This is a genomic window from Neisseria sp. HMSC15G01, assembly GCF_001808255.1.
Taxonomy (GTDB): domain Bacteria; phylum Pseudomonadota; class Gammaproteobacteria; order Burkholderiales; family Neisseriaceae; genus Neisseria; species Neisseria subflava_A.
The window spans coordinates 20,354-33,898 of sequence record NZ_KV792693.1 but is presented as its reverse complement, the minus strand read 5'-3'; the positions used below and the strand labels follow the sequence as shown (position 1 = coordinate 33,898).

Here is a 13,545-nt window from a genome sequence, read left to right as displayed (position 1 = left end):
GCCTTGCCTTGCCTTGCCTTGCCTTGCCTTGCCTAGTTCTCTATTAAAATCCCTTCAAGGTTTTTTATCAAATCTATGCATAGGAGTGAAATCCTATGTTATCTAAACAAATCGCAAATTTTAATTCTTCTGACAATAAACCCAGAATTCTATCTCTATTTTCAGGATGTGGAGGTTTAGATTTGGGTTTTCACCAAGCTGGTTATGAAACTGTTTGGGCAAACGATTTTTCCCATTGGGCTTGCGAAAGTTTCCGTAAAAATATCGGCGATGTCATCGTAGAAGGCGATATTGAACAAATAGATCCTAACGATCCAACTATTCCCGATTGCGACATCATTTTAGGCGGATTCCCTTGCCAAGATTTTTCCATGATTTGGAAACAGCCGGGCCTAGAGGGTGAGCGTGGCAATCTTTATAAAAGCTTTTTACGTTTTGTAAATGCAAAAAAACCAAAAGTCTTTGTTGCTGAGAACGTAAAAGGTTTGTTGACTGCCAACAAGAAAAAAGCCATCCAGCAAATTATTACCGATTTTGAAAATTGCGGTTATTACGTTCAGGCAAAGCTATATAACTTTGCAGAGTTTGGCGTACCTCAATTTCGTGAACGTGTGCTGATTGTCGGAGTACGTTTGGATACAGGATTTGATTTTCATCATCCAGAACCGACGCACAATGAAACTGGCGAAAATGGCTTAAAACCATATGTAACTGCTGGTCAAGCGATATCTAATATTCCACAAAATGTTAGTAATAATGAATTACTAAAAATTAGTGATAAAACACGCCGTATGTTGGAATTAATTCCTGAAGGTGGAAATTTTACCGATATTCCTAAAGATCATCCTTTATATGTGAAAGGTATGATTAGCCACGTTTATCGTCGTATGCATCGTAGCGAGCCATCAAAAACAATTATTGCAGCAGGTGGCGGTGGAACTTGGGGCTATCACTTCCCTGAACCACGTGCTTTTACTAATAGAGAACGAGCAAGGCTTCAAAGTTTTCCTGATGATTTTGAGTTTGTTGGCTCAACGACGGAAGTACGTCGCCAGATTGGCAATGCGGTTCCTCCCCAGGGCGTGGTTGAACTGGCAAAAAGCATTTTACCGATTTTTTCAGGTAACTATGAGAAAGTAGATTTGCATGAGAAATTGGTTGCAGAAAAAGAAGTTTTATTTCATGACCGATTAAGCAAAATTCGAGGAGGGAAACGATGAATACGGTTTTTTCTAATTTCTACCCTGCTCAAATAACGCAGAAAAAGCTAAATGATGTTTGGATGGATCTATTTTTAGATGCTGATGAAGTTTTAATGGCAACAGGTTATGTATCCAATGATGCTGTTATTGAATTACAACGTATTTTGGAACAAAAGACAAGTATCAGAACAGTAGAATTATTGGTCGGAATGCACTATTTGGAAGGATTTTCCCAACCACAATACCGTAGTTTGTGCAGATTGAATGCTTTTTTACAAGCTGAGAAACGTGGGCAAGTATACGTTTCGCCATTTGTTAAATTTCACGGAAAAATGTACTCATTCAAGCATCAAGAACAAATTAATGGCTTGATTGGTTCTGCAAATTTAACGTGTTTTTGGGATAACACCGAACGCACTTACGAAACCATGGTGCATTTGGATGATTTTCAGACGGCATCTGATTTACATTCAGGTATCCGACGGATTATCAAGTTTTTAGGGAAACCTATTAATCAGGCAAGTGAACCGACTATTTTTGCACCGCACAATGTTTATTTGGAAAATTGTATTGGTGTGGAGAAAATTGATGCAAATAAAGTTTCTGAACTTTTTAGACAAACAGCGCAATATCATTTTTTAATCCCTGTAAAGACAGAGCCAAAAAGTAATCTAAATTGTTTTTTTGGCAAAGGAAAAAATCCTAAGAAACCATGGCAACTTCGTTCTTGGTATGAAGTTGAATTAATTGTCCCTATTCAAATCGTCCGTCAAGAGGGTTACCCTACAAATAGAACAGTAAAGATTATTACTGATGACGGTTGGTCTTTTTCTTGCTATTCCAGTTCAAAAAATAAGGGTAGTCGATTATCTACGGAAAATCTACGTTCAGAAGATGATCTAAAAACATTGGGTAAATGGATAAAGGGGCGTTTGGAAATTTCAGGATGTCTAAAATCAGGTGAGCCTGTTACGCCTGAAACCTTGCATCAATACGGCAATGATCACGTTGAATTCCGCTCAACCGATGATCCAGATGTTTGGTTGCTTTCATTCAAGGGGAAAAACTAGATGTTGCAAACTTATCTGAACCAATTAACACTGCCTGAGTTGGCTAATTCTGTTAAAAAGACTGTTGATGGTTTTATGGAAAAACTATCTCAAATTGAACAGAAGAACGTCCAAAACATTTTGCTGTTAGGCAATGTCCAAAGTGGTAAAACCGCTCAAGTATTGGGTATATTGAGTGTTTTGGCTGATTGTGATTTTAAGCTGTTTATTTATTTGACAACCGATAGCGTAGATTTACAGCAACAAACATTAAAACGAGCAAAAACATCATTGGATAAATTTATTATATTATCTGAGAATGATGACAGTAGTTTTACGCAGGTAATGAAGGCAAATAATCCTATTTTGGTTGTGATTAAAAAGAATGCCCGTGTATTGAAACGTTGGCGTAATTTGTTTGCCAGTCAAAGTAGTCTGAAAGGCTATCCTTTGGTTATTGTGGACGATGAAGCCGATGCTGCCAGCCTAAATACTAATGCTGATAAGCCGGATAAAGATGCCAGTACTATCAATAAACTGCTAAATGACATTAAGAATTCCTGTTGTCAAAGCCTATTTATTCAGTTGACCGCCACGCCTCAATCGCTTTTATTGCAACATGAAGAATCTGATTGGCAACCTGAATTTATCCATTTCTTTGAAGCTGGTGAAAAATACATCGGTGGCAACTTTGTCTTCTCTGATCCTCCAAGCTATATCGTTCGCTTTATTGACAGTGAATTGGACGATATGAAAGATGCAAGTGGTGAAATTGCCGAAGGGGTAAAACAGGCATTGCACAGTTTTCTGCTTACTTGTGCAGAGTTTGCTTTATGCGGTAAAACCAATTGTAATTTTGCTTTACATCCAAGTTATAAAATCCAAGATCATCAGGCCTTTTCTCAAAAAATCCAAGCCTTTTTGAATGATTTGGTACAAGCGATTAATAGCGGGGAGAATTTTGTGGACAGCTTTAAAGAAGGCTATTTGGATTTACAAAAGACTAAGCCTGATATTCATCATTTTGAGGAAATTTATGAAAAACTAACAGAACTTTTAGAAAACAAGCAAATTTATACTCTCGTCGTCAACTCGCAGACAGAATCAGATTTTGATTTAGAAAGAGGCTTTAATATTATTATTGGTGGGAATGTGATTGGACGAGGCTTAACTATTCCAAAACTACAAACGGTTTATTATAGTCGCACAGCCAAAAAACCGAATGCAGATACTTTCTGGCAACATTCGCGTATTTTTGGATATGACCGTGATAAATCATTATTACGACTTTATATTCCGTTTGATGTCTATTACTTCTTTGTACAACTCAATCAAGCAAATAATCTGATTATTGAGCAGGCAAAAAAATCAGATGGCAATATTCAGGTTATTTACCCGAAAAACATCAATCCGACCAGAAAGAATGTATTAAAAGCTGATAGTATCAATCAAATGGTTGGTGGTGTAAATTACTTTCCACTTCGTCCGAATGAGAATAACTTGTTGGCTATAAACGGTATTCTTCCATCTGTTTTGATAGATAAGGTACAATCTGATTTGTATCAAATAGACATAGAAGATCTATTCTTGATTTTAGATGAGCTTGGTAATTATGTACCTGATGACTGGGATAAGGAAAAATTTATTGCTGGTGTAGAAGCATTAAAGGCACAACGTCCAAGTTTTAAAACCTATATTTTGATCAAAACCGGACGTAAACTTTCTCGAGCAACTGGCACAATGCTTTCGGAAGACGACCGTAAATTAGGAGAAAAATATCCTAATGATTTATTCCTTACACTTTATCAAGTAGTAGGAAATAAAGACAAAGGTTGGCAGGGAGAAGATTTTTGGTTGCCTAATATTAAGTTGCCATATAAGGGACTGGTGTATTGGGGAGTGAAATAACATAGAAAAGGTCGTCTGAAAACAATCATATCGTTTTCAGACGACCTTTTTTATTGAGAAATAACAGGTTTATTTTTTACTGTCTTTATCTGCATCTTTTTTCGGCGCAGGTTTTTTCGCTGCCAAACCCAAAGATTTTTGCCATTCGGCTGGATTTTTCACCAAGTCCAAGGCTTTACGCAGCTGATCGTCTTTGGCCGGATTTGGAATGCGGCGGCTGGAGATGTCTTCGTCTTTGTCTTTTTTGGACTTGTCTTTATCGGCTTTGGTTTCTGAGTTGGCAGGCGTTTCAGTGCTGCTGTTGACGTCTTGGCCGCCCAACGGATTGCCGATATGGCCGACCAAATCGGCTTCGCGGCTTTCAAAGGCGCGGTCTTTGTCTTTGACTTCAACGTCAGGAACAATGCCTTGTGCTTGAATCGAGCGGTCGTTTGGCGTGTAGTAAAGGGCGGTGGTCAGTTTGACTGCGCTGCCGCCGGAAAGCGGAATCAGGGTTTGCACTGAGCCCTTGCCGAAACTTTGTGTGCCGACGACAACGGCGCGTTTGTGGTCTTGTAATGCGCCGGCAACGATTTCGGAAGCGGAGGCCGAGCCTGCGTTAATCAGGACGGTCATAGGAATGGTTTTCAGCTCGGCAGGCAATCCGGCCAACGGGTCTTTGCCGCTGGTGGTGATGTAGTCTTCGGCAGTTGCTTTGAGCACCATGCCTTCTTTTTTGTTGCGGCCTTTGGTGCTGACAACAGTTACGTCAGGCTGCAGGAAGGCTGCGGATACGCCGACTGCACCGTTGAGCAGGCCGCCCGGGTCGTCGCGCAAGTCGAGGATGATGCCTTTGAGCGGGCCTTTGTTTTCTTTGACAAGGGCTTGTGCGGCTTCGTTAAGCGCGGCAACGGTGCGCTCTTGGAATTGGGAGACGCGGATGTAGCCGTAGTCTTTTTCAAGCAGATGATGGCGCACGCTTTTGACTTTGATGATGGCGCGGGTCAGGTTGATGACGATGGGTTTGTCGGCATTTTTGCGTGAAAGGGTCAGGGTGATTTTGGTACCCGGTTTGCCGCGCATTTTTTTGACGGCTTCGCTGACGGTCAGGCCGCGCGTAGAGGTATTGTCGATTTTGACGATAAAGTCGCCGCTTTTCACGCCTGCGCGTTCTGCAGGTGTGTCTTCAATCGGGGCAACGACTTTGACGAAGCCGTCTTCTTGTCCGATTTCCATGCCCAGACCGCCGAATTCGCCGCTGGTAGATTCTTTCATTTCGGCATAGCCTTTTTTGTCCATATACTCGGAATGCGGATCGAGATCGGACACCATGCCTTTCATTGCGCCTTCAAAGAGCTCGGCATCGGGTTTGTCTTGGTAATAGTTGGCTTTGATTTGGCCGTACACTTCTGCCATGGTGCGGATGGTCTGCACGGGCAGGGCCTCGTTATCTTTTTTGTCTTTTTCGGCGGCAAAACTTTGTACACTCAGGCTGAGGGCGATGCCGCTAAATGCGCCGAGAGTGTAGATTGCAACTTTTTTCAAAGTGGATTTTGTTGACATTCGTTTGACTTTCTTTTTGTGTACGGTAAGCAAAGTGGTTTTTGTTTTCTCTGAACCCGTTGACTTTATGTGATTTAAACGCTTGGAACAATAAGTTTAAGGTAAAAGTTTGTTGTTTAATGTGCTGAACAGGCGTGAAAATCGTGTTTTATTGTAGTTTATGATGAAAATTCAGGCGGCCTGAAGGGGAAAGCCCACTCAGGCCGTCTGAAACATCAGTTAATCCATGAAAGCGGATTCATGACTTGTCCGTTGTAGCGGACTTCAAGGTAAAGGCCGGTTTCGCCCGACGGCAAAGTGCCGCTGGTGCCAATCTTGCTGCCGGCATTGACGGCGTAGTTTTGGGCGATGTCGATTTCGTTCAGGCCGGAGTAAATGCTGACATAGCCGTCGCCGTGGTCGAGGACGACTACTTTGCCGTAGCCTTCAAGTTCGCCGGCAAAAGTAACCGTGCCTGAGGCAATGCTGCTGACCGGAGTAGGAACGGTATTGTAGAACACGCCTTTCCAAACTTCGCCATCGCCGCGGTCTTGACCGAATAGGCCTGCCAGTGTGCCGTTGACCGGTTTTTTCAGACGGCCTTGCATACGGCTGAAGCTGTTGGCGTTGCTGACGGTAAAGCCTTGGGTGTTCGGGGCTTGCAGTTTCATGTCTTCGTCAGTCAGCGTGGACATGGCGGCGCGTTCGGCTTCGGCTTTTTGTTGGGCGGCAGCCTGCTCTTTGCGGGCTTTTTCGGCAGCGGCCAAGCGGGCTTCGGCGGCTTTTTTACGTGCTTCGGCTTCGGCTTTGCGTTGCTCGGCTTTGCGTTTTTCCAAATCTTTCAAGAGATTGTTGAGGCGTTGTTCGTTTTCTCTGTGGTTGATTTTCTTTTGCGCTTCTTTGGCCATTTGCGCGTTTTGACGGCGGCTTTCGGCTTGTTCGGCGGTATTGGTTACGCCTTGTTGACGCAAAGAAGCTTGGATATTGGCTTGCAGTTTTTTCAGGTAAGCCAATTCATTGTTGATTTTTTGCTCTTGCGCGGCCAGCTCTTTCTGTTGTTTTTCCAAGTCTCTCATGACTTGGTCGTTGGCGTTGTTGATATAACGCGTGTAACGCAGGAAGCGGGTTTTTTGACCGGCATCGGCGTTTTTCAGGAAGAGGGCAACCGCATTGGGCTGGCTGTTTTTATAGTTGCCAGACACAAAACGCGAAATTTGGGCGCGCGTGTTGGAAACTTCGGCTTTCAACTGGTTGGCATCGGCATTGAGTTTTTGGAATTTTTCCCATGCGTCGCGTTGTTTGCGGTTGATGCCGGAGAGGTTGTTGCGTGTTTGTTGCAGCTGTTTGAGCGTGGCATTGACATGGATAATGAAACCCTCGTTGCGTTTGGCAAAGGATTTTTTGGTTTCCATATCGTTGGCGGCGGCAGTTACGGCTGCTTTGAAATCGTTGTCGGCTGAAGAAGCAGCTTTAGGCTCAACTTTAGGCTCGGCTTTTTTGTTTTGCTCTTTGGCTTTTGTGTCTTTTTTAGCGTCTTTTTTGTCGTCAACAGCTTTTTTTGCAGGTTCTTTGGCTTCGGCCTTTTTGTCTTCGGCTGCTTTTTTTCCGGGCTCTTTGGTTTTTTTGCTGTCTTTTTTATCCTCAACCGCTTTTTTGTTTTGCTCTTTGGCTTTGCTGTCTTTTTTATCTTCAACAGGTTTCTTGTCTTGTTCTTTGGCCTTGCCGGATTTTGCGGCTGCGGCTTTTTTGTCTTTTTCCGTTTCTTTAGGCTCTTCGGCTTTGCGGCTGGACTTTTTATTGTCGGCAGTGGCTTCGGCGGCTTTAGCCGTTTTGTTTTTGGCTGAAGCGCGTTCGTTTTTGTCGGCGGTTTCCTTCTCTTTGGCAGCTTTGGCTCTAACCGCTTTTTTGTCTTCCTCTTTTTCTTTTACCGCTTGTTTTTTTGAGGTTTCTTTTTTGACATCTGCCTTAGTTGCTTCTTTCTCTTTTTTTACGAGCGCAGCTTTTTTTACGGCGGCCGCTTTTTCTTTCGGCGCGTCTTTGGCAGCATAGGTTGGCAGGGAGAAACTGAGCAACAGGGCGAGAATGAGGGGTTTGTAACGCATGGTTCGATCTTGCTATCAAAGTAGGAACAATAGGACGGATTATACTGTCTGTCAGGCCGTCTGAAAATAATATCGGGTTGCAATATGGACGAACGGTCTTATATAGTAACGATAGAGTAGGCGGACGGGGTTTAGTCTGCCTGGAAACTGACAGTCTGCATCGACAGGATATTATGAAAAAATATTTATTAGTAGTGTTGGGTGCCATGGTTTTGGCGGCTTGCGGTGACAATACCGATAAAATCGGACGCGCCAGTACGGTGTTTCATATGCTAGGTAAAAACGACCGTATTGAAGTGGAAGGTTTTGACGATCCTGATGTGCAAGGGGTTGCCTGTTATATTTCGTACGCGAAAAAAGGCGGTTTGAAAGAAACGGTCAATCTGGAAGAAGATGCCAGCGACGCATCGGTTTCCTGCGTGCAAAGTGCGGAAGTCATCCGTTATAACGAGGCTGCGGTTTTGAAACCGCGACAAGTGTTCAAACGCAGTGCCAGCATAGCATTTAAGAGCCAGCAGATTATCCGCTACTACGATCCGAAACGTAAGTCTTTTGCTTATTTGGTATACAGCGATAAAATCGTTCAAGGTTCGCCGAAGAACTCTTTGAGCGCGGTATCGTGTTTTGCCCATGCGAAAACCGATACGCCGGTACCGGCAGGCGGCGCGGTTTACGGTGCGTGCGTGGTGGACGCGCCGGTTGCCGATGGACAAAAATAATAAAATCAGCTTAATAGATTAAAAGAATATGAATTTAGCCAACCATTTCCTGATTGCCATGCCTCATATGGATGATCCGTTTTTTACGGATACGGTCATTTATGTGTGCGAACACGATGAAGAAGGTGCGCTGGGCATCATCATCAACAAACCTTCGCCGATTACCATGGACATGATTTTCGCCGCCGCCGACCGCAATATCCCGTTGCGCCTGCAACATGAAAACGTGATGATGGGTGGGCCGGTTCAGATTGAGCGCGGCTATGTCGTGCATACGCCGATCGGCCGCTGGCAAAACAGTATGGTGGTAACCGATAACGTCGCGCTGACTTCTTCGCGCGATGTGATTGAAAACTTGTCTAAAGAAGGTGCGGTGGACAAGGCTTTGATCAGCATTGGTTATTCAAAATGGGGCAAAGGGCAGTTGGAGCGCGAGCTGGCAGAAAATGTTTGGCTGACCGTCCCTGCGGACGAGCATATTCTTTTTGATGTGCCTTACGAGCTTCGTTATGCCGCCGCTTTTGAAAAATTGGGTGTCAATCCGAACGCCTTGGTTTCAGGAGTCGGTCATGCCTGATGCACCCAAAGGCACGGTTTTGGCCTTTGACTTCGGCGAGGCGCGTATCGGCGTGGCGCAGGGCGATGCTGAGTTGGGTATGACTCATCCGCTGGCGACGGTAACCGGCAACAGCAATGATGAGAAATTTGAGGCCATTGCCAAGATGGTCAAAGAATGGCAACCCAAGTATTTTGTGGTCGGCCTGCCGACGCATACCGACGGTACGGAACATGAGCTGACCCGTTTGAGCCGCAAGTTTGGCCGCCGTTTGCACGGACGTTTTAATTTGCCGGTTTATTGGGTGGACGAAAGGATGTCTTCCCTATACGCGGAAAGCCTGCTTGCTGAAGCCCAAGTATTCGGCCGAAAACAAAAATCCGTACTTGACCAAGTAGCGGCGCAGGCGATTTTGCAAGGGTTTTTTGAAGGTGGCGCGGCCGAGTATTTCAATGGCCGCGAAGAATAGCATTATTCCTTATAAAGGCCGTCTGAAACTTGGTTTCAGACGGCCTTTGTTTTGTTACGGCTTTGGGATAAAAGAAGTTTAGTTTGGTTAAGCCTGATTTTTTTCAGTGCAAATTTTGCTACACTCCGTTTTCTTTTTTAGACACAAATACAAGGAAAAAGTCATGGCACTCATGGACAATCTTTTGAATGCGGCTACCCAAATGTTGGGTGGCAACAGCGGAAACGGCGCACAAGGTTCTCTGACCGATATGGCGATGGATTTGGTTAAACAGCATGGCGGCGTGGGCAACCTGATCAACCAACTGCAACAAGGCGGTTTGGGCGATGCCTTGAGCAGCTGGGTATCCAACCAATCCAGCAACCTGCCTGTATCCGGCAGCGACCTGCAAAATGCCTTGGGCAGCGATACCGTAAACCAAATCGCGCAAAAATTCGGCGTGGATGCCGGCCAAGCAGGCGATTTGTTGGCTAAAGTGTTGCCAGACTTGGTCGATAAAGCGACGCCTAACGGCACGGCTCAAGATGCGGATGGCTTCGGCTTGGACGACATCGCTTCTATGCTGCTGAAAAACTTTATGAAATAATGAGTTGAATCCTTATGATAAGGCCGTCTGAATCCGTTCAGACGGCCTTATAACTTTTGGTTTGCGGTAAATAACCAATAAGTCTTTTTCTGATGGAGGCGGATGGCTTATGATGGTCGCTTCATTTCACCAGATAAGAAGGTTATACACATGTCCCGCTTGACCATACACACAGTTGAAACCGCTCCTGAAGCTGCTAAACCACGCATTGAAGCCGTATTGAAAAACAATGGCTTTATTCCTAACCTGATCGGCGTTTTGGCCAATGCGCCTGAAGCTTTGGCGTTTTATCAAGAAGTTGGCAAGCTGAATGCGGCCAACAGCCTGACTGACGGCGAAGTTGAAGTTGTCCAAATCATCGCCGCCCGTACCAACGAATGCGGTTTCTGCGTTGCCGGCCACACCAAACTGGCTACCCTGAAAAAACTGCTGTCTGAACAATCCATCAAAGCTGCACGCGCGTTGGCTGCAGGCGAGTTTGATGATGCCAAACTGGGTGCTTTGGCAACATTCACCCAAGCCGTTATGGCGAAAAAAGGCGCGGTATCCGACGACGAGCTGAAAGCTTTCTTCGATGCAGGCTACAACCAACAGCAAGCCGTTGAAGTCGTCATGGGCGTTGCTTTGGCAACCTTGTGCAACTACGTCAACAACCTTGCCAAAACTGAAATCAACCCTGAATTGCAGGCATTTGCCTAATCTCATCAAAAAAGGCCGTCTGAAAATTCAGACGGCCTTTTAGCAAAAAGCAAGGGATATCCTTGTTGCCAAGAATAATTCATAAGTAGAACCATCTACGCTTCAAACCTTATTCAGAGGAAAAAATCATGACACGCGAAGCTTTACTGAACAATGTTGCCGCACTCGTTAAAAGCAAGCTGAAACCATTAGTGGACGACATCGACCGCAAAGGCCTGTACCCAAAAGAATTTATGCTGGAATTGGGCAAAATCGGCGGTTTTGCCGCGACCGGTACGGTTGAAGAGGGCGGTAACGGTTTAGGTTTGGCAACGCAAATCGCCGTATTGCGCGAAATCGGTAAAGAATGCGGCGCGACTTCGTTCAGCGCATGGTGTCAGGCGGCTTGCGCGTGGTATCTGCATCAATCTCCCAACCAAGCGGTCAAAGACAAATATTTTGCCGATATTCTGCAGGGCAAAGTCTTGGCCGGTACGGGCATGTCCAATACTGTCAAACACCTTGCCGGCATTGAAAAACACAACCTGCAAGCCGAGCGCGTCGAAGGCGGCTACAAAGTCAACGGCGCTTTGCCTTGGGTATCCAATATCGGCGAAGACCACATTTGGGCAAATACCGCCCAAATTGGCGACAGCTATGTGATGTTCATCACCGGCGGTCAATGGGAAGGTGTTACCCTGCAAGATTGCCCTGAGTTCTGCGGTTTGGAAGGCACGCGCACTTACAGCCTGAATTTTAAAGATGTGTTTATTCCCGATGAAGATGTGATTGCTTCGCCTGAGCAGTTCCAGTCTTATATTCCAACTATTAAAGCCGGTTTCATCTTGCTGCAAATGGGTATCGGCGCCGGTGTGATTGACGGTGCGCTCGGCATTATCCGCATGGCCAATGTGGTGAACGCAGAAGTGAACGCTTACCTCGACCACAGTTACGATGAATTGAAAGCCGCTTTGGACGGCGCATGGGCGGAAACCGAACGTCTTGCCGATGATGCGTGGAACAATAAACCCGATACGTTGGCAACCTTGAAACTGCGTGAAGCGGCTGCCGTATTGGCATTGAACGCCACTCAATCTGCCGCATTGCATGCAGGCGCGAAAGGTTATCTGATGCGCAGCCCAGCGCAACGCCGCGTTCGGCGAGGCCATGTTCGTCGCCATCGTAACACCGGCCATCAAACACCTGCGCAAAGAAATCGCCGTTTTGGAAGCAGCGTAATAAATTCAAAATATCAACAATAAGACACACGAAAGGCCGTCTGAAATATGGTTTCAGACGGTCTTTCAAAATGGAAGGAACACCAAATGGCTCAATATATGTGCGGCCCTTGCGGCTGGATTTATGATGAAGATGTCGGCGACCCCGAACACGGCCTGCCGGCAGGTACCAAGTTCGAAGACATCCCCGACGACTGGAAATGCCCTGAATGCGGCGTAGGTAAAGAAGATTTCTACCTTCTGGACTTCACCATATAAATTATCCGATTATTTAATAAAAAGGCCGTCTGAAGTTTCAGACGGCCTTTGTTTGCTTAATCGTCAGGGGTAGAGCGAAACAATGGTTTCAGCCGCTTTGACACAGCTTTCCACGTCGGCAACCAAAGCGATGCGGACGTAGCCTTCGCCCGGATTGCCTTGCTCGGTATCGCGGGCAAGGAAGCGGCCGGGCAACACTTGGATGGCGGCTTTCTGCCACAGGTTGCGCGTGAATGCCAAGTCGTCGCCGTCGGGAACTTTCAGCCAAATGTAGAACGATGCGTCAGGCAGTTTGACATCGAATACCTGTTGCAAAATCGGAATGACGCGGTCGAATTTTTCTTGGTAGAGGCGGCGGTTGGCAATGACGTGTTCTTCGTCGTTCCAAGCGGCAATGCTGGCACGTTGGACAGGAATGCTCATCGCGCTGCCGTGGTAGGTGCGGTAGAGCAGGAAGTTTTTGAGCAACTCGGCATCGCCTGCGACAAAGCCGGAACGCAAACCGGGGACATTGGAGCGTTTGGACAGGCTGGTAAACATCACGATGTTGTGCGTTCCGCGACCTAATTGCGCCGCAGCCTGTAAGCCGCCGATCGGTTTGTCGTCGTCAAAATAAATTTCGGAATAGCATTCGTCAGAGGCAATAACGAAGCCGTATTTGTCTTGCAAATCAAAAATTTCTTTCCAGTCTTCTAATTGCAGGACGCTGCCGCTCGGGTTGTTGGGCGAGCAGACAATCAGGACTTTGGTACGCTGCCACACGTCTTCGGGCAGGCTGCTCCAATCGGGGTTGAAGCTGGGTGCCGGGCAGTTGGCAAAATGGATTTCGCCGCCGCCCAATATAGTCGCGCCTTCGTAAATTTGATAGAAAGGATTGGGACTGATAACGACCGGTTTGGGGTCGTCTGAAGCCGGATTCAAAACGGTTTGGATAAAGGAAAACAATGCTTCCCGGCTGCCCAATACGGGCAGGATTTCATTGTCGGGATTGAGGCTTAAACCATCATAACGGCGGGCAACCCATTCGGCGCAGGCTTGGCGCAGTTCGGGCAGGCCTGCGGTCAGCGGATATTTTTCCAATTCGTGCAGGGAGGCGGTCAGTGCATCGGTGATGACTTTGGGCGTCGGGTGTTTCGGCTCGCCGATTTGCAGATGGATGGGGGTTACGCCTGCGGGTGCGTCAATGCCTTGCATGGCTTCACGCAAGCGGGCAAAAGGATAGGGTTTGAGGTGGTTCAATAATGGATTCATGATGTTTC

12 protein-coding genes and 1 pseudogene are annotated in these 13,545 nt (G+C 46.1%); 10 read left to right on the top strand and 3 right to left on the bottom strand.

The window, feature by feature from the left end; all coding sequences use genetic code 11:
* The first annotated feature begins 95 nt into the window (after positions 1-95).
* The 3 genes from HMPREF3139_RS08730 to HMPREF3139_RS08720 are packed head-to-tail and all read left to right on the top strand — an operon-like array spanning position 96 to position 4,159.
* Entirely contained in the window at positions 96-1,220 is a 1,125-nt protein-coding gene (locus HMPREF3139_RS08730; RefSeq protein WP_070461613.1) for a DNA cytosine methyltransferase, read from the top strand.
* A complete protein-coding gene (locus tag HMPREF3139_RS08725; protein WP_070461612.1) occupies positions 1,217-2,272 on the top strand; it encodes a restriction endonuclease PLD domain-containing protein in 1,056 nt (351 codons plus the stop codon). Before HMPREF3139_RS08730 ends, HMPREF3139_RS08725 begins: the two co-directional genes overlap by 4 nt.
* Positions 2,273-4,159 carry a Z1 domain-containing protein gene (locus HMPREF3139_RS08720; protein ID WP_070461611.1) on the top strand — a complete coding sequence of 629 codons (1,887 nt, stop codon included), beginning with the start codon at positions 2,273-2,275 and terminating at the stop codon, positions 4,157-4,159.
* Positions 4,160-4,228: 69 nt separating this feature from the next.
* On the opposite strand, the gene HMPREF3139_RS08715 is transcribed toward HMPREF3139_RS08720, so the two are convergent.
* Together HMPREF3139_RS08715 and HMPREF3139_RS08710 are read right to left on the bottom strand one after the other, a co-directional pair.
* On the bottom strand, positions 4,229-5,701 hold the full coding sequence (locus tag HMPREF3139_RS08715; protein ID WP_070461610.1) for a S41 family peptidase: 1,473 nt from the start codon (positions 5,699-5,701) through the stop codon (positions 4,229-4,231).
* Positions 5,702-5,916: 215 nt separating this feature from the next.
* Complete coding sequence (locus HMPREF3139_RS08710) at positions 5,917-7,782, bottom strand: murein hydrolase activator EnvC family protein (RefSeq protein ID WP_070461609.1); 1,866 nt, start codon at positions 7,780-7,782, stop codon at positions 5,917-5,919.
* Between the two features lie 173 nt (positions 7,783-7,955).
* On the opposite strand from HMPREF3139_RS08710, the gene HMPREF3139_RS08705 reads away from it, so the two are divergent.
* From HMPREF3139_RS08705 to HMPREF3139_RS08675, 7 genes and pseudogenes are all read left to right on the top strand, one after another.
* Complete coding sequence (locus tag HMPREF3139_RS08705; RefSeq protein ID WP_049328632.1) at positions 7,956-8,501, top strand: CreA family protein; 546 nt, start codon at positions 7,956-7,958, stop codon at positions 8,499-8,501.
* A 28-nt stretch (positions 8,502-8,529) separates the two neighbouring features.
* Positions 8,530-9,078 carry a YqgE/AlgH family protein gene (locus HMPREF3139_RS08700; protein WP_049322876.1) on the top strand — a complete coding sequence of 183 codons (549 nt, stop codon included), beginning with the start codon at positions 8,530-8,532 and terminating at the stop codon, positions 9,076-9,078.
* Positions 9,071-9,526 carry a Holliday junction resolvase RuvX gene (gene ruvX, locus HMPREF3139_RS08695; RefSeq protein ID WP_070461608.1) on the top strand — a complete coding sequence of 152 codons (456 nt, stop codon included), beginning with the start codon at positions 9,071-9,073 and terminating at the stop codon, positions 9,524-9,526. Before HMPREF3139_RS08700 ends, ruvX begins: the two co-directional genes overlap by 8 nt.
* A gap of 163 nt (positions 9,527-9,689) precedes the next feature.
* Entirely contained in the window at positions 9,690-10,112 is a 423-nt protein-coding gene (locus HMPREF3139_RS08690; RefSeq protein WP_070461607.1) for a YidB family protein, read from the top strand.
* 150 nt (positions 10,113-10,262) lie between these two features.
* Entirely contained in the window at positions 10,263-10,811 is a 549-nt protein-coding gene (locus HMPREF3139_RS08685) for a carboxymuconolactone decarboxylase family protein (RefSeq protein ID WP_003685141.1), read from the top strand.
* A gap of 128 nt (positions 10,812-10,939) precedes the next feature.
* Positions 10,940-12,029: pseudogene (locus tag HMPREF3139_RS08680) on the top strand (acyl-CoA dehydrogenase family protein).
* Between the two features lie 86 nt (positions 12,030-12,115).
* Positions 12,116-12,286: a rubredoxin gene (locus tag HMPREF3139_RS08675; RefSeq protein ID WP_003747315.1), complete on the top strand. Its 171-nt coding sequence runs from the start codon at positions 12,116-12,118 to the stop codon at positions 12,284-12,286.
* 63 nt (positions 12,287-12,349) lie between these two features.
* On the opposite strand, the gene dapC is transcribed toward HMPREF3139_RS08675, so the two are convergent.
* Positions 12,350-13,537 (bottom strand): succinyldiaminopimelate transaminase, encoded by a 1,188-nt coding sequence (gene dapC / locus HMPREF3139_RS08670; protein ID WP_070461606.1) that lies wholly within the window; start codon positions 13,535-13,537, stop codon positions 12,350-12,352.
* Between the last annotated feature and the right edge of the window lie 8 nt (positions 13,538-13,545).

What these genes read in the sequence shown, in the direction of transcription:
- HMPREF3139_RS08730 (WP_070461613.1), top strand. Translation starts at nt 96, where the DNA reads ATGTTATCTAAACAAATCGCAAATTTTAATTCTTCTGACAATAAACCC.
- HMPREF3139_RS08725 (WP_070461612.1), top strand. Translation starts at nt 1,217, where the DNA reads ATGAATACGGTTTTTTCTAATTTCTACCCTGCTCAAATAACGCAGAAA.
- HMPREF3139_RS08720 (WP_070461611.1), top strand. Translation starts at nt 2,273, where the DNA reads ATGTTGCAAACTTATCTGAACCAATTAACACTGCCTGAGTTGGCTAAT.
- HMPREF3139_RS08715 (WP_070461610.1), bottom strand. Translation starts at nt 5,701, where the DNA reads ATGTCAACAAAATCCACTTTGAAAAAAGTTGCAATCTACACTCTCGGC.
- HMPREF3139_RS08710 (WP_070461609.1), bottom strand. Translation starts at nt 7,782, where the DNA reads ATGCGTTACAAACCCCTCATTCTCGCCCTGTTGCTCAGTTTCTCCCTG.
- HMPREF3139_RS08705 (WP_049328632.1), top strand. Translation starts at nt 7,956, where the DNA reads ATGAAAAAATATTTATTAGTAGTGTTGGGTGCCATGGTTTTGGCGGCT.
- HMPREF3139_RS08700 (WP_049322876.1), top strand. Translation starts at nt 8,530, where the DNA reads ATGAATTTAGCCAACCATTTCCTGATTGCCATGCCTCATATGGATGAT.
- ruvX (WP_070461608.1), top strand. Translation starts at nt 9,071, where the DNA reads ATGCCTGATGCACCCAAAGGCACGGTTTTGGCCTTTGACTTCGGCGAG.
- HMPREF3139_RS08690 (WP_070461607.1), top strand. Translation starts at nt 9,690, where the DNA reads ATGGCACTCATGGACAATCTTTTGAATGCGGCTACCCAAATGTTGGGT.
- HMPREF3139_RS08685 (WP_003685141.1), top strand. Translation starts at nt 10,263, where the DNA reads ATGTCCCGCTTGACCATACACACAGTTGAAACCGCTCCTGAAGCTGCT.
- HMPREF3139_RS08675 (WP_003747315.1), top strand. Translation starts at nt 12,116, where the DNA reads ATGGCTCAATATATGTGCGGCCCTTGCGGCTGGATTTATGATGAAGAT.
- dapC (WP_070461606.1), bottom strand. Translation starts at nt 13,537, where the DNA reads ATGAATCCATTATTGAACCACCTCAAACCCTATCCTTTTGCCCGCTTG.